Genomic DNA, 19,329 nt, shown 5'->3' on the forward strand with positions numbered 1-19,329 from the left:
TCCTCTTTTCATATATAATTTTTATATTTTAACAAAGTTAATAGGAAAGGATCATAATCATGTTCAGATTCAGAAGAAATAATTTAAGAAACGCTAATTTATTTGCAGCAGGCCTTGCATTGGGTACTGTAGGTTTAAAAGTATTAACTTCTAAAGACGCTAAAAAGGTATATGCCGGTATCGTAGCAGCCGGTCTTCGCGCTAAAGAATCCGTATTGGAAACTGCTGAAAAGGTTCAAGCATCCGCATCCGATGTATTGGCTGAAGCTCAAGAAATCAACGAAGCTCGCAACGAAGAAATTTTTGAAGAAGATGAAAAATAATTAAAGGATGACGCATATGTTACAATTTTCTGTAGTACGAAAACTCAGAAATCGCTTGCATGTGAAGATAACAGGTCATCGCTTTACGGAAACTGAAGCGGCTTATATTGAGGATACTCTGTTATTGAATGATGCAGTTGTAGATGTAACGTTCTATACACGAAGCAGTCAAGTTGCCATTAAACATAATGGTGACGAATCGGCCGTTCGTGAGGCAGTACTGGGTCTACGCGATTTGGATTTGTCCGAAGCACCTGCCTTGAGCGAGTATTCGCCACGATTGGTGAATAAAAAATACCGTGAGATGATGCTGAATAAAACGGCTCTATACTTAGGTAAAAAAGCTGTTTTACCGGCTCCTGTTGCAGCGGCATGGGCGTGGTTTGACGGTCTTAAATTTATCGGTAAAGCGATTAAAACATTATGGCAACGCAAGTTGACCGTAGAGGTTCTTGACGGTGTCGCTATCGGTGCGGCACTGTTACAAAAAGACTATCCTACCGCAAGTATGGTTATGTACTTGCTAGGGATCGGTGACATCTTAGAAGAGTGGACACATCGTAAATCTGTATTGAATCTTGCTCAAAGCATGTCTCTGAATGTAGATAAGGTATGGGTTTTGACAGATGGTGTCGAAGTTAGCAAGAGCGTTAACGATATCGTTGCGGGCGATAAAATTATCGTTCGTCAAGGTGAAGTCATTCCTTTGGATGGCGTCGTTGTGGACGGTGTTATTCTTGTTAATGAAAGCTCTATGACAGGTGAGCCTGAGGCTGTTCGTCGTGATGAGGAAACCTCCGTATATGCGGGTACCGTTGTAGAGGAAGGCAAAGCTGTTATTGAAGTGCGCAGCACATCTAAATCATCCCGATATGAAAAAATCGTAAGTCTCATCGAAGAATCCGAACAGATGAAATCCGGTATGGAACAACAGGCTTACCGCATGGCGGATAAATTAGTTCCTATCAGCTTTATTGGTGCAGGCTTGACATATTTGTTGACTCGTAATGTGATGAAGGCCTTATCCTTTGTCATGGTTGACTTCTCCTGTGCGTTGAAGCTTTCCATCCCGTTGGCTGTGCTTTCAGCGATGCAGGAAGCGGCAAAACTCGGGATTACCGTAAAAGGCGGTAAATTCTTAGAACAGATCGCACAAGCGGATATGATAGTATTCGACAAAACAGGTACTCTTACAAAAGCGGAACCTGAATTTGAACAAATCATCCCGTTTAATGGACAAGATCCGGATGAAATGTTGAAATTGGCGGCGTGTATTGAGGAACATTTTCCTCATTCTATGGCAAAAGCAGTTGTACGTGCTGCAAAAGATCATGCATTGCCTCATAAGGAAATGCATTCCGATGTAGAATACGTCGTTGCTCACGGTATCGCCTCCAAAGTCGGTCGTTACCGCGTACGCATCGGCAGTGCTCATTATATCTTTGATGATGAAAAAACAAAGATTCCTGCAGATGAACAGGAAAAATTTGATAATTTGCCGGATACATCATCGCATTTGTACTTAGCGATAGGCGGTACATTGGCGGCGGTTATCTGTATCAAGGATCCTGTGCGTGAAGAAGCTAAACAGGTTGTAGCGGATTTACATAAGCTCGGCGTTAAGAAGGTCGTTATGATGACGGGCGATTCAAAACGCAACGCTAAACGCGTAGCTGCGGAAATCGGCATCGACGAAGTCCATGCGGAAGTCTTGCCTGAAGATAAGGCGACCTATGTAAGACAGGCCAAAGAGGAAGGCTACACTGTAATGATGGTAGGGGACGGTATTAATGATTCTCCTGCGATTTCAGAAGCTCATGTCGGCATTGCGATGAATGAAGGGGCTCCAATTGCTCAAAAAATTGCAAATGTTACAATTTCTTCCGATCACTTACAGGCGCTGGTTGACTTACGCCGCATTTCCTTAGCGCTAATGAAACGTATTAAAGCCAATTATAACGGCATTGTAGGTTTCAACGGTGCTCTTGTTTTAGGCGGTGTAGTTGGTGCATTGCCTCCGGGACAAGCGGCATGGTTACATAATTTGTTTACTCTAGGTGTAGGCCTTGAAAGCATGACACCATTGTTGAAAAAAGAAGAATTACAGTCAGATACCGAAACAATTGATGTTACGGCTGATACGGTGGTAGCGTAATATTAACTCCCGTACGGGGCGGATATGGGGTCCGTCTCATGCGGGAGTTTTTCTTTTATGATGACATTTGGGCCCGATTATTGTACAATAGCAAGAGATTACTTATGGTAGGAGAACTATATGAATACATTGTTAGATATTTGCAAACGATCAGTCTATATGAATTTGTTCATCGTAGTGCTACCCCTGATTGCGTACATGATTCATAATGGGTCCAGTGCTACGGTGGCACTTGTATGGTACTTATTATTATCACTTGTTATACCGTGGGCTTATTTATCCTATAAAACGAGTACCTTCGGTGATGGACGATATATCAATCGCATCGCTTATGTGGTGAGCTGGATTGTCGTGCATACCGTAATCTATAAAGGAATTTTTCTGAATGTCGATTTATCTATGCTCTGGGGATGGCCGACTGCGGGGCGTGATGTGGCTTTTCTGATAGTCATGTATGCAGGTGTTACGGTAAGTCTATGTATTGCTTACGGATTATCGCGTATTATAGGAGGCCGTCATGAATAAGAACTTTTGGATATTTACGTGTATTGCGGCGCTTTTTGTCAGTGCTGTTACTGTTGTACTGACATCGAGTAAGGTATTAGCGGCTCCGATTCTGGTATTTCCCGTTCTGTCTTTAGTGATACCGTTGTTGATGAGACGGCTCAAGAATGCTAAGTTTAATGATGATTTCCCTCTTCACATGGGATATCATACATACAGTTGGGCGTGGTGGTCTGTGTTTTCACTGCTGCATACACCGTTTGGCTTTCAAATTGAAAACGGATTGGTGAAAGTATTCGTACTGTTCATCGTATATTTTATTATACAGGTCCTCATTGAGTTAATAGGTTTATTATTGACAAAAATTTTTGCCCGTCCTCGTCGCTGGGGGATGATAGATGATGTAATCGATATTGTGTTATACATCATTCCTATTCCATTCTTGTACATAGGTTCCATTCTATATATCGACTTACAGGATCCTATGGTATATTACCTGTATGCACCATCCATGAATATCAATATTGTTTTCGCTGAGTTAGTATTGCTGTTGATGACCATGTTGGTATTCGTATTTTACTTATATCCGAGACATATTGATTATAAAGGCGTTCGCCTGTTACGTATTGTCGTCACCGCTGCCTTATGGTTGGCGATGAACGGACATATTCTGTATGGTGGATATGTTCCGCCATTTATTCTATCCATAGTTCCTACCGTTTTCCCGACATATCAGGGAAATCCGCTCGTATTCATAACTCCGGCCCTTCTGGAAGCCGGAATCATAGCGGTATCCGTAATAATCGGTGCGTTGGTGGAACGAGGTATTCTTTCACGTCGTCGTGAGCGTATTTAATTTCTAGTTTCGACTCATATCCGTCAGGAATGAGAGCGAAGGAGGATGTATGAACAACAATGAACGTCCAGTAGATGATAACTCAACTGTATCAATCTCGGACAATCCGAAATTGTCTAGTGAGGAGACAAAACAAGTTAAACCGAAAAAGAAGGGCATCACTATTCGTGAATTGACCATTATCGGTCTGTTAGCGGGTATCACAATAGCATTAGGCCTTTCCGGTTATGGAATTATTCCGTTGGGACCTCTTAATGTGACAACATTACATGTTCCAACTTTGATCGGGGCCATCGTGGAAGGACCGAAGGTCGGTGCTTTTGTGGGGCTTATTTTCGGCTGCTATAGTTTGTGGCAGAATATTACGGCCCCGAATATCTTATCTCCTTTATTTTTTAATCCTATTGTTTCCGTCTTGCCCCGTGTTATTTTCCCTGTATTGGCATACTTGGTATATCTTCTATTATGGAAGGCCCCTCAAGGTCCGCGTATCATCGTTGCTGCATTTATGGGAACCGTGTTCCATACGATTATGGTAATGGGCTTGATTTTTCTGCTATATGCGGATATGTTTGCTTTCAAGATGAACCTTAGTCCGGATCAAGTACTCGGAACCATTGTGGTTTTATCAGTTACGCATGGTATTCCGGAGGCAATCTTTGCGGGGGTTATTGTAACACCTGTTGCATTGGCGCTACGTAAGATGTTGCGCAAGGATACACCTAAAAAGGTAAAAGCTGATGATGTGAATACTGAGACTGTTGTACAAGAAAACATAACAAAATAGTATTTTACAGGCTTTTTATAAATATGGTAGAATAAATATCATCTGATAAGTACTGAGGAGGAGAATCATGTCTAAACGTATTCGTACAATCAACACTGAATCTTTACAGAAAACTGCTAAAACCGGCGGTTGTGGGGAATGTCAAACATCTTGCCAATCCGCTTGCAAAACAAGCTGCACGGTAGGTAACCAAGTTTGCAAACAAAAATAATGAAAAGGCTCGCATAGCGGGCCTTTTTCTTTTTCGTATGTTTGAAATACATAGTTGCTATAGTATATCTTTATGACTATTTTTATAGCTTTACCGAAGAAATATGGTACAATTATCTAGAAAGTTCTATATAGATTAGCGCTTTCCCATACATAAAATTTGGAGGTACCATGTTAGAATTACAACCAATGATCCATAAGTTTCGGATGAAGGGGAATTATTACTGTCTAGACGTAAACAGCGGTATTATTCACGTTATCGACGAACTCATCGATCGAGTTCTTGACATATATAATGGCACTAACCGGGATGCGGTGCATGCGGCGATGGATAGCCAAGAGGATGCAACGGAGCTCGACGAAATTATGGACGAGTTAGATGAACTGATTGCGAACGAACAGTTATTTGCGCCTATGAGCAAGGAATTTAAACTTGTAGTAGGTGAAAAACCTATTGTAAAGGCTTTATGTCTCAATATTGCGCATGATTGCAACTTGGCATGTAAATATTGTTTTGCCAGTCAAGGTGATTACGGTGGCGTAAAACGTGAGTTAATGAGTTTTGATGTGGCAAAGCGCGCCGTTGACTTTCTCATTAAAATGAGCGGGTCTCGTCAACATTGTGAAATCGACTTCTTTGGCGGTGAACCTTTGTTGAATTGGGATGTAGTGAGACAAACCGTTGAATACATTGAATCCGTTCAAAAACAGCACAATAAGATTTTCAAGCTCACATTGACTACAAACGGGATGCTTTTAACACAGGATAAAATTGACTATGTGAACGAACATAAGATGAGTCTCGTTTTATCGTTGGACGGTCGTGAGTCCGTACATAATGCAATGCGCCCTGTAGCCGGTAGCGGTGCGGAGTCTTACAAGTTTATCGCGAAGAATCTCGTCAACGCCGTAAAACAACGTCATGGTCTTGAGTATTATGTGCGTGGCACATATACGCATAAAAATCTCGACTTTACCAAGGATGTAATGGCCATGTCCGATTTAGGGTTTGAACATTTATCTATGGAGCCTGTAGTCGGAGAGGACGGGGATTACGTATTGCGTGAAGAGGACTGGCCGGCTCTTGAGGCGGAATATGAAAAGTTAGCGGATCTTTATTTGCAGCGTCAACTGGACGGCTGGGGTGAAAAGTTTAATTTCTTCCATTTCCGTATGGACCTGTACCGTGGTCCATGCATGGCGAAACGTTTACGAGGTTGTGGTGCGGGTCATGAATATATGGCTGTTGTACCGAATGGAGATATTTATCCATGTCATCAATTTGTCGGCAAGGATGGCTATGTATTGGGCAATGTATTTGATGGATTGCAAAATACTGAGATTCCTAAGGCCTTCCGTAATACGCATGTATTTTCTAAACCTACATGTGCGGAATGCTGGGCTAAATTCTTCTGCTCAGGCGGATGTCATGCGAATAATATTACGTTAGGCGGAGATTTGGAAACCCCTTATGAATTTGGTTGCCGATTGCAGAAAAAACGTATTGAGTGTGCTATCATGATTCAAGCTGAATTAGAACAGGCGGGCATTGATGGCAGTATTCCTGTTGCACTAGGTTAATCTTACATATGACTGGGGATGTTCCATCCATAGTAGAGGTGTTTGTATGAAAAAAGATACTAATCATAGTCAAACTATGGAGCGTTGGGGGATTCGCTATACCGGTATTGTTCAAGGGGTCGGATTCCGACCCCTTGTTTCTATGTGGGCCCATTCCTTACAGTTGAGCGGATTTGTATATAATGACAGTCATGGTGTATATGTGGAAATTCAGGGGGCGACGGCAGATTTGCAGTCTTTTGTGGATGCTATTGATCAACATAAACCGCGACTATGCCGGATTACTAATTTTGTCATTACAAAATTACCTCTTATATACGAATCTATGGAGTTTGAGGTACGTCAATCACCATTAGGTGATCCGGGCACAACCTTTATCAGTGCCGATACTTCACCTTGCGAGAACTGTCTCAGGGAACTGCATAGTGATCCTCGACGCATACAGTATCCTTTTATTAACTGTACTGATTGCGGGCCGCGATATTCTATTATCGAGTCTTTACCGTATGATCGGGAAAGGACTACGATGAAAGAATTTCCTATGTGTCCCGATTGTTTGACTGAATATAAGGATATTGAGGGGCGCCGCTATCATGCTGAGCCTAATGCATGTATAAAATGCGGACCTGTCTATACTTTATATACACCGAATCATATGGAGGTGGATACTGCTCATATATGGGATGATGTGCGTGCTCTTATTGCGTCCGGAAAGATTATAGCGTTGAAGGGTGTTGGCGGTTATCATCTTGTATGCGATGCGACGAATGATGAAGCGGTGCAGCATTTGCGTATGCGTAAACAGCGTCCCCATAAGCCATTGGCCGTAATGGCTGGCTCCATAGAAACAGCCATGAGGCTGGTTCACATGAATGAAATGGAGAAATCCGTTCTGACCGGAATGGAACGTCCCATTGTGTTATTGAATCGTAAATCTAATAGCGCCATACATTTGAGTGAATATGTGGCGCCGCAAAATCACCTGCTGGGGGTTATGCTGCCTTATGCACCTGTTCATGAGGTGCTGGTACCATCTGATGCCGTATGGGTGATGACCAGTGGAAATCGAAGCGGAGATTCCGTTTTATATGAAGATGAGGCTGCTTTCAGAGAACTCCAAAATGTAGCGGATTATTTTCTGGTTCACAATCGTCAAATCTATGCTCCTTTGGATGATTCCGTCGTATCCGTCATCGGCGAGAAGCTCCAGTTTATCCGTCGCAGTCGAGGCTATGTGCCTGAACCGATCCATTGTGAAAATTTAGGTGCTTTCAATTTACTGGCTATGGGCAGCGATCTTAAAAATGCATTCGCTGTAAATAAGGGTGAAAGTATTCTTTTGGGGCCTCATATAGGTGATCTGGAACGGGCTTCGACTCATGAAACCTTGGAATGGACGATTGCGCGATATGAAAATTTGTTCTCTACACGGCCGGAAGCGGTCATTATTGACTCTCATCCACAGTTTTTTTCATCTCAATTAGGGCGTCATATTGGTGAAACCCGTCATATTCCTGTTATTTCCGTACAGCATCACCATAGTCACATAGCCTCTGTTATGGCGGAGTATAATTTAACCGATGTCGTACTGGGAATTGCCATGGACGGAACCGGGTACGGCCCGGATGGAACCGTTTGGGGCGGAGAATTTCTCCTCTGTAACGGAGCGGATTATCAACGGCTGGCTCACATTAATACCGTGCCTTTGCCCGGCGGCGAAAAAGCGGTATCTGAACCGTGGCGTCAAGCCTTATGGTATATACGTCAGTATTACGGTGACAATGTGCCTTCAGTTTATGCTGAATGGATAGAGCAGTTGCCGACAGGATGGAGGATTCTTGATAAGGCGATGCATTCTATGACCATGATACAATCCTCCAGCTGCGGACGACTTTTTGATGCGGTAGGGGCTCTGTTAGGATTGGGGTTGGTACATACGTATGATGCGCAGATCGCTATTGCTTTGGAATCCTTTTGCGGTGATGAAAAAGGGTCCGTTCTTGATTTTGCTTACGATGGAGAGGTCCTGGACTTCACTCCGACTGTACAGGCTATTATGGACGGAGTAGTGCGTGGTGAACGTCGTGCCTATTTAGCTGCATCCTTTCATAAAACCGTAGCTATCGGCATCTGTGAAGTGGCGGCGGATATAATGGAGCGTTATGGTTTGTATAATGCGGCGATTGCGGGCGGAGTCTTTCAAAATCGTCGACTCATGCATGAAATACATCGTGCCTGGCATGTAGGCAATCTATATATGAATAAATCCGTACCTGCAAATGATGGTGGCTTGGCTGTGGGTCAGTTATGGATCGGGGCTCATGTATTGAAAAAATAATGATTTTATATGTGATACAATATTCTTAGCTGTTGTATATGACATGTTTTATAAGTGTTTGAATATTCATAATAATAAGTGATGATAAATGATACAATGAGGAGGTATTATGTGCTTAGCCGTACCGGCACAGCTTGTTGCCGTAAATGATACCATCGGTACCGTTGAATTAACGGGGGCTACACGGGATTGCAGTCTTCTGCTCGTACCTGATGCGAAGGTAGGAGACTGGCTTTTGGTACATGCGGGATTTGCTGTACAGATTGTTGATGAAGAAGAGGCACAAGCAACATTAGATGCCTTTAAGGAGTTAGAGGAACTTGAAGAAGCTTACTTTGCAGGAAAAGAAGCACACAGCTGATGCATTATTGAAACGCATTAATGCACTTCATAAGCCGGGCGAAGTCGTCAGACTCATGGAGGTGTGCGGGACACATACGGTATCGATTTTCCGAGAAGGTCTTCGTCAGTTGTTGCCCGAAGGTATTGAGCTTGTGAGCGGTCCGGGATGTCCAGTATGTGTAACTGATCAGATTTATATGGATAAGGCTTTAGCCTATGCGGAGCGGGATGATATTATCATCGCTACCTTCGGGGATATGCTGAAGGTGCCCGGCAGCTATAGCAATCTTAGCGAGGCTCAAACAAAGGGCGCTCATATTCATGTTATCTATACGCCTTTAGAGGTGTTGGAGTTGAGTAAGCGCCATCCGGATAAGAAAATCGTGTTTTTAGCAATCGGGTTCGAAACGACTATTGCCGTTATCGGGGCGACCGTAAAAGCGGTTCATGCGGCAGGGATTAAAAATGTATTTTTCCTCGTATCTCATAAATTAGTTCCCCCGGCATTACGAGCTTTACTGGATCGACAGGAAGGCCGTATTGACGGCTTTATTTTGCCGGGGCATGTAAGCGTTATTATCGGGGAGGAACCGTATCGATTCCTGCCTGAAGAATATCATATTCCATCATGTATCGCCGGTTTTGATGGCGTAGAAATTCTTTCGGCTATAGTCAATATCCTGGAACAGCGCAGCTCAGGGAAGTTCATGGTAGGTAATACATATCATTCGGTTGTGATGGAGCAGGGAAATCCCGTAGCACAGGCTATGATGCGTGAAGTATATGATGTTTGTGATGATACATGGCGCGGTATCGGAATAATTTCACACTCCGGTTTAGCTTTAAAGGGCGAGTATGCTGCATATGATGCGGAATTAGCCATACCGACAGTGTTGGAAAAACCGTCACTTGACCCGAAAGGATGTCAGTGTGGTCGCGTTTTACAAGGTTTGATTAAGCCGAGTGAATGTCCTTTGTTCGGTAAAAGCTGTACTACCGTTCATCCGGTGGGGGCGTGTATGGTATCTGTGGAAGGTAGTTGTGCCGCCTGGTATAAATATGGATTTTCCAGTGGCGGATTAACTTGGGAGGATTAGTATGGAACGTGTACGTTTAGTCCACGGTAATGGCGGGCGGTTCAGTCACGAATTGACGGAACGATTTATTTTAAAATACTTTAAAAGCAATCTGTTAGCGCCTTTACATGATGGGGCACAATTTCCGGTCTCATCTGGACGGATGGCTTTTTCGACGGACTCCTATGTTGTACAGCCCCTATTTTTCCCGGGCGGTAATATCGGGAAATTAGCCGTATGCGGTACTGTTAACGACCTTGCTATGAACGGTGCTGTTCCTCAATATTTAAGCTGTGGTCTTATTCTGGAGGAAGGACTGCCATTCGATGAATTAGATCAGATTCTGCGGACCATGGCGGAGATGGCGGATCTTGCGAATGTTCAAATCGTAACAGGGGATACAAAGGTCGTTAAAAAGGGCGAGGTAGATAAAATTTATATTAATACGGCAGGTGTCGGCATGATTCCCGAGCATGTTGATATTGGTCCTCATCGAGTTCAACCGAATATGGACATTATTTTATCCGGGGCTATAGGGGACCACTCCATCGCCGTTATGGGACAGCGATTTGGCCTGGAGCTATCCGAATCGGTGAAAACGGACTGCGCGCCTCTCAATCATATGGTACACGCCGTACTGCAGGAAGCAGGTCCTTCTGTGGCATTGCTTCGGGACCCTACACGGGGGGGACTCGGTACGGTTTTGAAAGAAATTGCGGATCAAAGCGGTGTTGGTATTAAGGTTGATGAATCTGCGTTACCGATTCACGATGAAGTTCGGTCCGTATGCGATATCTTAGGATATGATCCGTTATATTTGGCCAATGAAGGTAAAGCTGTTTTCTTAGTTGAGCCGGTGGTGACAGAGCGAGTTCTTGATATTCTTCATACATTTGAAGAGGGAAAAGAAGCGGTACTCATCGGTAAAACATTGGATAAAAATATCGGGAAAGTAGGCCTGCAGACCTCCATCGGCGGTGTGCGACTGGTGGATCTTCTCGGAGAAGATCAAGTGCCTCGCATTTGCTAGTTCTGTAGTTCCGATTAATCATTCAGGAAATGCATTTTGTTCAGATCTGATTGACTATATGGGCGCCATAGCTTCATATATTTAGTGGAATTGTCACAAAATTCAATTGCGTAAAATTCACAATGCGTTCATCCAAATTTTATATATTTTGATTATCTTTAAGTGTAAGTTATATACTTTCACTAGAATCTATGTATAGAATTTGTTAAAATATAAGTATCTATTAGGAGGCTTATTATGAAAAAGAAAATTATCACTGCCGTTCTAGGTATTTGTTTAACTACGACCGCATTTGGGGGTATCTTGACGACTCAAGCCGGTGGCCTTAGCAGTATTCTTGGCGGCGCTGCTAAAATTGGTGGTATCGGTATTGTTATTAACAAGTTCGGTCCACAAATTGACTCTTTCTTAAATAAACTATTGAAACAGAATAATTTGAGTACGGAATATACAACTAAGGTTGTACCGATTATCAGTATCGGTACAAAAGGGTATATCGGCGGTGCTCAAGTTACAGGTCCTGCATCCAGCGTTGAACAGGTTAAAGCTGTTGCACAAGTTGAAGGCAGTTTCAACGGTATGGTTCGTGTAAAGGGCTTAGTACCTGTTGACAGCACAAACCCTGTTGGCGCATCTCGTGTTCAAGGTGTAGGCGTATCGGCAATTATTGATTTGAAAATTTAATGGTGGCTGAGCTCATTATTAGTTAGACTCAGGGGATAAGCACGGTCTTAGGCCCGTGCTTATTCTGTTGTATAACAAGCATAACTGTTTGGAAATTTGTGGAGGATTATATGAAGAAGCAAGTACTTACACTTTTAATGGCATCCTTGATTTCAGGAACTGCCTTTGCTGCTCCAGGTACGGTAACGGAAAAGACTAATGTATTGGAAACGACTGTGTATGGTTCTGTTCAGGAGGGTGCCGTAGTAGACCGTATCAATCAACTTGATGAAACCGTGTATGGTACTGGCTCTAACGGTAACTCTGCAACATTGAGCAAGCGCGTCGATTCCTTATATGACTCCGTTGAGGGTAGCGGTAGAAATATTTCGTTGCGCGAAGAAATGGATGCTTTGGAGTATACGTATCAAAATGGCATTACTGCAGGTTCCCTCGTGGATCGTGTAGAAAAAATGGAGCGCAGTGTTAACGGCCGTATCGGTAGTGGAGCACTTCAAAAACGCATTATCTCTTTGAAGACAAAGGTTTATGGCAGCAATGTAGCGTTGACTAATCAAGTCGGTACATTAGCAAGCAATCATGTATTCAAAGTTACTTTAAATGATGCGGTTTCTTCTAAAACAAGTCAGCAAGGCGATACCGTTTCCTTTACAGTTGCAGAAAATGTAATGGATGGAAATGTATTACTCGTTCCGGCCGGAACCGTTGGGACAGGTACGATTACATCGTTGAAGAAGGCGCGTTCCTTCGGTCGCAATGGAGATCTTGATATTACGTTTGATACAGTTCCTGCTATTGATGGTACGGAATTTACCGCGGTACAAGGTGAGGAAGCGAAGAAGAAAACCCGTAGTGAAATCAAAGCGGCCGGTGCTTCCGTGGCCGGTGCCGTTTTGTTGGGGCCTGTAGGTCTTGTGGGCGGTGCTTTCATTAAAGGTAAAAATATTGACTATCCTGCAGGATCGACCATATATGTACAACCACAGGATTCCGTTACAATTCAAGGCCTAGTTATCGGTGGGGACGGATTGGCTCATAGCGATAATGAATTGGCCGATGCTGTAACTGTGGCTAATACGACAGATGAAAGCAATGATTCCGTAGATAATATGAATGATGAAGCGGTATCGACAGATACGGTTGATACAACAGCTACAGAACCGGCAGATATTGAAGAGTCCGATGATGGCGCAGAAAATGTTTCTCAACCGATTGTTGTAGTTAAACGTAATCAGTAATTACTTGTATAAGAGGAGTTCCAGTAACCATGAGGAAAAGTAAAGTACAGTGGCTGGCTGCTGCATGCTTAGTGTGTTTGGCACAGCCTGTATGGGCCGCTACGGATTCGACCCCGGTCTATCAAGATACATTGGATAGTGAGGGCCAGTCTTATTCCGGTGAGCTAGCAAAGGCATCCACACCTGAAAACAGTAATATCCGTGTTGTACGTCGTGGTGAAAAAGCAAAATCTACTGAGCCTAGTGAGCAGTTGCCGACTCGCATCGATGCTAATAAAATGGCTTATACCGGCTCGACCGGTGATGTTTATGCCGAGGGTGACGTAGTGGTGACTCAAGGTAATCAAACATTGTTATCTCCACGTATTGAAGGGAATACGAAGACTACGGAATATCGTACCGTAGGTGGTTATCGATATTTAGAGGATAACGGTAAGACTAAGGATATTACGGGTCAAAATATGACATATCGCACCAAGGATCGCCATTTTACGGCTGACCAGGCGATGGGCTGGAATGATCCATATTATGTGAAGGGTTCAAATGCCACATTTGATGGTCAAGAAGGCCATATGGAAAAAGGCATGGTTACGACGAAACATGCGATGGCATTTAAACATGCACCAGATTATCGCGTCGAGGGGGAAGATATTAAGGTTTATCCCGGTGATAAAGTAGTCATTAAAAATCCGACCTTTTATATTAAAAACTTCAAAGTTTTTTCATTGCCATCATATACAAAGTCTTTACGTCATGATAAAGAAGGTAAATTCAGTATATTCTCTTTGGTTCCAAAACCTACTTACAGCAGTGATGATGGCTTTGGCCTTCATGGTAATACGGATTATCCAATCGGTAAAAACGGCGAGGTATATATTGATTACCGGTGGTATACAAAGGCGGGCTTTAAACCGCAGGTCGGGTATCGTCATTACTTGCCTTGGGGAACCGCATCCATAGGATATAGTAAGGAATCCAATGAATATAATGATGAAACCGTATGGGTTGAAAAAATCGGTGAGGCGCGTATCGATACTCATAGTTATCATATTGGCAAATCTCCTATTACCGTTCGAGGCGGTGCTAATGCCGGTTATTGGAAGGAAGGTTCTGTGAAGGGCTCTCATAAAGAGTATTATGCAGAGGTATCACATGACCCGATTAAGTTGTGGTCCGGCGCGGATCTTCGATTCCTCGGCGGGTATCAACGAGATTACTACGGTTATGATAAATCTATTCGCAGCATGCCGTACTGGGGTGCCCGATTCAATACCAAGATTGGGAATCGCATGCAGGCATGGGTATCTTATAACCAGCGAAATATTACTTATAATAACTCTCCATATCGCTTCGATACGACGGAGTTGCCTAAGGAATTAATCTATGGTGCAAGTTATAAGTTAACGCGACTTGATGACGTTTCCGTCAGTGTGAAAAATAATATCATGAGTGGTGAAGTCGATTCCATATATTATACATGGCATCATGATTTGCATTCCTTTGATTTATATTTGACATATAAAGATGCTCAGAAGAGTAATAATAACCAATGGAAGATTAAATTTGTAGGTAAGGATTTTTAATTAGGAGAGAATTATGCAACGCATTAGAAAGGCTGTTATCCCCGCCGCAGGGTTCGGCACGCGGTTCTTGCCGGCTACGAAGGCTCAACCGAAGGAAATGTTACCGATTGTAGACACTCCGGCTATCCAGTATATCGTGAAAGAAGCTTTAGATTCCGGTATCGAAGAGATTTTAATTATCACGGGGCGCAATAAGCGTGCTATTGAAGATCACTTCGATAGCAGTGTTGAATTAGAGTATTTGCTTCAGATGCAGGGAAAGAATAAACAACTTGCAATGATTAAGGATTTAGCGGATATTAAAGTCCATTTTATCCGTCAAAAAGCACCACGTGGATTAGGGGATGCCGTTTTATGTGCGAAAGCATTTATCGGAGATGAACCTTTTGCGGTGCTCCTAGGCGATGATATCGTTTACAATCCTGAAAATCCATGCCTAAAGCAACTTATTGATTGTTATGATGAACATCCCGGTATTATCTTAGGGGCTCAATTCGTGCCGGAAGATAAGGTCAGCGCTTATGGTATCGTAGACGGTGAACCCTTAGCGGATAATTTATATCGCGTGGATACTTTGGTAGAAAAGCCTAGTCGCGAAAAGGCCCCGTCTACATTGGCAGTACTGGGACGTTATATTTTAACTCCGGATATTTTCTCCATCCTGGAAAATACTAAACCCGGCGTGGGTAATGAAGTTCAGTTAACTGATGCATTAGCTGCATCAAAGACGGATACATATGCTCTTGCATATGAAGGAATCCGTTATGATACGGGTGATAAATTAGGATACCTGAAAGCAACTGTTGAATATGCGTTGCGCAACGAAGAGTTGGGAGATGCATTCAAGGCGTATCTGAAAGAATTAAAATTTTAATCCTCTGTTATAGTAGTTGGACCGATTACTGTCATGTATACTATAAGCAGAAAAGAACCTATGGAGGTGTGTGCAGTGCAACTCCATAGGTTCTTTTATTGTAAACAAAATCTGATAAAGAAAAGTTGACTAATAAAATGATGTTGATTATAATCAATTTATTGGATTAATAAAGGACTGTGATTATATGAGATCATTATTATCGCTTCTGACATATGATAATACAATGAAACTTCCTACTAATTGTGTGATTACAAAGGTTTATTTTGATTTAAACGGTAGTGAACAAGTTCATTGTGACGTTGTTAAATCAGATGAAAAATATATAACAGTATGCCTGTCAAATCATGTGGGACGTTTACAAGTGGAATTGTTACAGTTGACGCGTCCATTAACAATTCGTCAGCAATCAAGAACCGATGACGGTTCTTTCACGGTGTCCTTTTCTAAAGAAAATATTATCCAATTTGTGACAGAGGTACGAGATGTCAATAAAATACATCGAGAGCCTCCTTATATTGTTCCTGGGTTGCTCATATTGGAATCTCTTTGGAATCATTATAAAGAAAATAAGGGTGTAACCGGACTGGAAGTAAAGTATCGTTCGCCCATGATTGCTGATGACAGAGCTCGTATTGTTGTTCAACCTAATGGTTATTCAGAAGGGCTCGTAGATGATATTGTACTTTTTAAATTTCGTGTTCATCATGAATATAATAGTGTATGTATAGATTGAGGTATTTTAAATGGAAACAAGACGTTTGACAAAAATGGCATTATTAACGGCCTTATTATGCATTTCAGCATATATTTCATTTCCACTACCATTTAGTCCGGCTATGGTGACGGCATTGACCTTAGTGGCTACATTAATCGGTTTACTGTTGCAACCTAAAGATGCACTTATAGTATTTATTGTTTATGTACTACTGGGAACCGTAGGTTTGCCGGTATTTGTAGGGGGCACGGGAGGATTCGGAAAATTATTTGGACCTACCGGAGGATTTATATTCTCCTGGCCTGTAGCGTATACATTATTAAGTGTTTATAAAGGTAATAAAAGAAACTTTACTTCTTATGCGTGGCGTTCCATTGTTATAACGATTCCTATCGTTTATCTTTTCGGGGTTATCGGTTATATGCTAGTTACTGATACCGGTTTATGGGCGGCAATGTTAGCTGTTATGTTCCCGTTTATTCCTGGAGATATCTTCAAATGTCTGGTTGCGTCATGGTTGGCGACAAAGGTTAAAATTTAAAAGTGTATAAGGGGCATCCTTTGGGATGCCTCTTTTATGCTATATACTTGGTGATATAGAATATTTATTTATATATAGGGAGCATATACTATGGATGTATATATTCATGGAGGCCTGCGCAGCCCTATCGGGGTTGTACATGGTCAATATAAAACCCTTCGGCCTGAGGTACTGGGTGCACGTTTAATTAATGAGCTGTTGATCCGTAATACTATTACTTCAGTGGATGGTATATTCTGTGGTAATGCGGTAGGTACAGGCGGAAATTTAGGCCGTTTGATGGGGCTTATGACCAATTTACCTGAATCCGTGCCGGCCGTTACCGTGGATATGCAATGTGCATCTGCATTAATGAGTATTGAAATGGCATATACTCATATTAAGACGGGGGTTATGTGTTCCGCTATTGCCGGAGGTGTTGAAAGTTCCTCCTTACAACCACAGCGTACGTATGCGGATGGGGATGATCGTGAAGGCAGTTATATGGTGGCGCAATTTTCACCCCATGATCAATCTCCATGGACTATGCTGGAGGGGGCGGAACGAACAATAGCAAAATATAATATCGCGAAGGAAGCTTTATACCCGTTTATTATTGAGAGTCATCAAAAAGCTGATGCTGCTCGTTCCAATCAAATATTAAGTCAGTACATTATGCCTTTAGAAATCAATGGTAAGATTTGTAGAGACGAATGTATACGCCCTACAATGAATAAGAACCTATTAGGACGGATGAAACCTTTATTAGGGCCTGACTCCATAACAAATGCCGGAAATTCCTGTCTGACACATGATGGCGGCGCATTTGTATATCTCAGCAATAGAAAAGGCCCGTTTAGGATTCATAGTATGTTGCCTTGGGCCGGAAGTCCCCAGTATAGTCCGGAAGGAGCTTTGGAGAGTACAAAGGCCATTTTGGAACGCACTGGATTATCCATGGATGATATAGATGCGGTGGAATGGAATGAAGCCTTTGCTATTATTGATGTGCTATTTCAGAAGGTCTATCCGGATCATATGGGAAAATATAATTATTTTGGAGGCGCGTTGGCATATGGACATCCTTATGGATGTTCAGGAGTCATATTAGTATTGCATTGTATGGCGGCCCTGGAGCAGTGCAACGGACGATATGGATTGTGCGCTATTGCAGGCGCCGGAGGTACAGGGACAGCATTAATTATAGAGCGGATGTAATATGAATATTATTGAACGATTGAAATCACATCGACAATTAAATCCGAAGAGTATAGCTTTGACTGTTGACGAACGACAATATACATATGAAGACCTCTGGGCGGATATTACCGGTATACAATTTGAACTATCATGTATGATGACGGAAGCGCAGGGTGGACGAAAGATTATTCTTATTCGTGATATATCTTTTTATAATCAATGTATACTATGGTTCGGTGCCCTATATAGAGGTTATATCCCCATGGTATGTCATAATGAAATGAATGATGATTATATAGAGAAAATAAAGGATGTTATTAAAACGGAAGGAATACCGCCTCAGGCGGATTTCGGTGTACTTACATCGGGGACTACGGGAAATCCAAAACCTTTATGGCGCAATGAATCGTCATGGCGTGACTTTTTTGATGTGCAAAATGGAGTATTTCATATCAATAGTCGGACTATCTTATTTTTACAGGGTAGTTTCAGTTTTACCGGAGTCAGCAATATGACCGTTGCCGTTCTTTGGGCAGGAGGGACCGTTCTAACATCTCAATCTTTGAAACCTACAAAATGGATACAGCTGATGGAGGCGCATAGGGCGGATCATATATATGCGTTGCCTACAAAATTACGTTTATTGATGCGGCATTGTGAATGTACATTATCATCGGTTGATTATATTATCGCAGGGTCTCAAGTGTTGGATCGAGATTTGATGGAGCGATTGGAATTCATATGCCCTCGCATGCAGTTTATCCTGTATTATGGGGCATCGGAATTGAATTATATATCGTATTGTAGCGGTTCGGAATGGCTGGAGAGGGAACATACGGTGGGAAAGGCTTTTCCTTCTGTACAAGTTGAAGAGCAGGATGGTCTATTGTATATTACAACCGCTTATCATATCGAAGGGATTCCTGATACATATACGGTTAATGATTGCGGATACATCGACAGTGACGGATATATTATTTTTACGGGGCGTCAAGGGGATGTGGTGAATAAAGGCGGTTATAAGATATCCGTTCCATCCATGGAAAGGTATTTACAATCGTTGACCGGTGTTGATGAGGTAGCTGTCATTGTCATTGACGACGATATGCGCGGTGAGGACTTTGCGGTATTTATGGTTTTAGCTGAAGGCAGTTCACGAGCGGATGTATTTAATCGTATTCGTGAAAGTTTACCCTCCGTAGAATGGCCGAAGAAAATTTTGGATGTTCCTATGTTACCTTTAACAGAGTGCTCAAAAGTTGATAAACGAAAGTTAAAAGAATGGTATAATAAGCTTGTATGTTCGTAAT

Annotated in this window: 19 protein-coding genes; all 19 read left to right on the top strand. The window is 42.4% G+C overall.

From position 1 onward, the window contains the following. The first annotated feature begins 59 nt into the window (after positions 1–59). The 19 genes from VEHSUH05_RS05670 to VEHSUH05_RS05760 all read left to right on the top strand — a co-directional run bounded on the left by VEHSUH05_RS05670 (position 60) and on the right by VEHSUH05_RS05760 (position 19,328). A complete protein-coding gene (locus VEHSUH05_RS05670; RefSeq protein WP_038114449.1) occupies positions 60–323 on the top strand; it encodes a DUF6110 family protein in 264 nt (87 codons plus the stop codon). A gap of 16 nt (positions 324–339) precedes the next feature. After that, positions 340–2,478: a heavy metal translocating P-type ATPase gene (locus VEHSUH05_RS05675; RefSeq protein WP_105091001.1), complete on the top strand. Its 2,139-nt coding sequence runs from the start codon at positions 340–342 to the stop codon at positions 2,476–2,478. 120 nt (positions 2,479–2,598) lie between these two features. Further along, positions 2,599–3,003 carry a hypothetical protein gene (locus VEHSUH05_RS05680; protein ID WP_095065666.1) on the top strand — a complete coding sequence of 135 codons (405 nt, stop codon included), beginning with the start codon at positions 2,599–2,601 and terminating at the stop codon, positions 3,001–3,003. Next, entirely contained in the window at positions 2,996–3,838 is an 843-nt protein-coding gene (locus tag VEHSUH05_RS05685; protein WP_105091002.1) for a hypothetical protein, read from the top strand. The genes VEHSUH05_RS05680 and VEHSUH05_RS05685 overlap by 8 nt, the downstream gene beginning before the upstream one ends. Positions 3,839–3,887: 49 nt before the next feature. Continuing rightward, on the top strand, positions 3,888–4,625 hold the full coding sequence (locus tag VEHSUH05_RS05690) for an ECF transporter S component (RefSeq protein WP_105091003.1): 738 nt from the start codon (positions 3,888–3,890) through the stop codon (positions 4,623–4,625). 67 nt (positions 4,626–4,692) lie between these two features. Beyond that, a complete protein-coding gene (gene scfA / locus VEHSUH05_RS05695) occupies positions 4,693–4,836 on the top strand; it encodes a six-cysteine ranthipeptide SCIFF (protein ID WP_009353042.1) in 144 nt (47 codons plus the stop codon). A gap of 170 nt (positions 4,837–5,006) precedes the next feature. Further along, on the top strand, positions 5,007–6,416 hold the full coding sequence (gene scfB / locus VEHSUH05_RS05700) for a thioether cross-link-forming SCIFF peptide maturase (RefSeq protein ID WP_038114458.1): 1,410 nt from the start codon (positions 5,007–5,009) through the stop codon (positions 6,414–6,416). Between the two features lie 46 nt (positions 6,417–6,462). After that, positions 6,463–8,754 (top strand): carbamoyltransferase HypF, encoded by a 2,292-nt coding sequence (gene hypF, locus VEHSUH05_RS05705; RefSeq protein ID WP_105091004.1) that lies wholly within the window; start codon positions 6,463–6,465, stop codon positions 8,752–8,754. Between the two features lie 109 nt (positions 8,755–8,863). Next, the gene (locus VEHSUH05_RS05710) at positions 8,864–9,115 is read left to right on the top strand and encodes a HypC/HybG/HupF family hydrogenase formation chaperone (RefSeq protein ID WP_038114462.1); all 252 of its coding nucleotides are present in this window, start codon (positions 8,864–8,866) and stop codon (positions 9,113–9,115) included. Further along, positions 9,075–10,193, top strand: coding sequence for a hydrogenase formation protein HypD (gene hypD / locus VEHSUH05_RS05715; protein ID WP_105091005.1), 1,119 nt, complete (start codon positions 9,075–9,077; stop codon positions 10,191–10,193). Before VEHSUH05_RS05710 ends, hypD begins: the two co-directional genes overlap by 41 nt. Before the next feature lies 1 nt (position 10,194). Beyond that, entirely contained in the window at positions 10,195–11,202 is a 1,008-nt protein-coding gene (gene hypE, locus VEHSUH05_RS05720) for a hydrogenase expression/formation protein HypE (RefSeq protein WP_038114466.1), read from the top strand. A gap of 237 nt (positions 11,203–11,439) precedes the next feature. Next, on the top strand, positions 11,440–11,886 hold the full coding sequence (locus VEHSUH05_RS05725) for a hypothetical protein (protein ID WP_038114468.1): 447 nt from the start codon (positions 11,440–11,442) through the stop codon (positions 11,884–11,886). 110 nt (positions 11,887–11,996) lie between these two features. Beyond that, complete coding sequence (locus tag VEHSUH05_RS05730; RefSeq protein WP_105091006.1) at positions 11,997–13,124, top strand: hypothetical protein; 1,128 nt, start codon at positions 11,997–11,999, stop codon at positions 13,122–13,124. Between the two features lie 29 nt (positions 13,125–13,153). Then, positions 13,154–14,707 (top strand): LptA/OstA family protein, encoded by a 1,554-nt coding sequence (locus VEHSUH05_RS05735; RefSeq protein WP_038114472.1) that lies wholly within the window; start codon positions 13,154–13,156, stop codon positions 14,705–14,707. 13 nt (positions 14,708–14,720) lie between these two features. Next, complete coding sequence (gene galU, locus VEHSUH05_RS05740) at positions 14,721–15,581, top strand: UTP--glucose-1-phosphate uridylyltransferase GalU (protein WP_038114474.1); 861 nt, start codon at positions 14,721–14,723, stop codon at positions 15,579–15,581. 187 nt (positions 15,582–15,768) lie between these two features. Next, complete coding sequence (locus tag VEHSUH05_RS05745; RefSeq protein ID WP_105091007.1) at positions 15,769–16,317, top strand: hypothetical protein; 549 nt, start codon at positions 15,769–15,771, stop codon at positions 16,315–16,317. Positions 16,318–16,327: 10 nt separating this feature from the next. Further along, positions 16,328–16,840: a biotin transporter BioY gene (locus VEHSUH05_RS05750; protein ID WP_105091008.1), complete on the top strand. Its 513-nt coding sequence runs from the start codon at positions 16,328–16,330 to the stop codon at positions 16,838–16,840. Positions 16,841–16,930: 90 nt separating this feature from the next. Continuing rightward, entirely contained in the window at positions 16,931–18,037 is a 1,107-nt protein-coding gene (locus VEHSUH05_RS05755) for a thiolase family protein (protein ID WP_105091009.1), read from the top strand. 1 nt (position 18,038) lies between these two features. Beyond that, the gene (locus tag VEHSUH05_RS05760; RefSeq protein WP_105091010.1) at positions 18,039–19,328 is read left to right on the top strand and encodes an AMP-binding protein; all 1,290 of its coding nucleotides are present in this window, start codon (positions 18,039–18,041) and stop codon (positions 19,326–19,328) included. Position 19,329 lies beyond the last annotated feature (1 nt).

Source organism: Veillonella denticariosi JCM 15641 (genome assembly GCF_002959855.1).
GTDB classification, from domain to species: Bacteria; Bacillota; Negativicutes; order Veillonellales; family Veillonellaceae; genus Veillonella; species Veillonella denticariosi.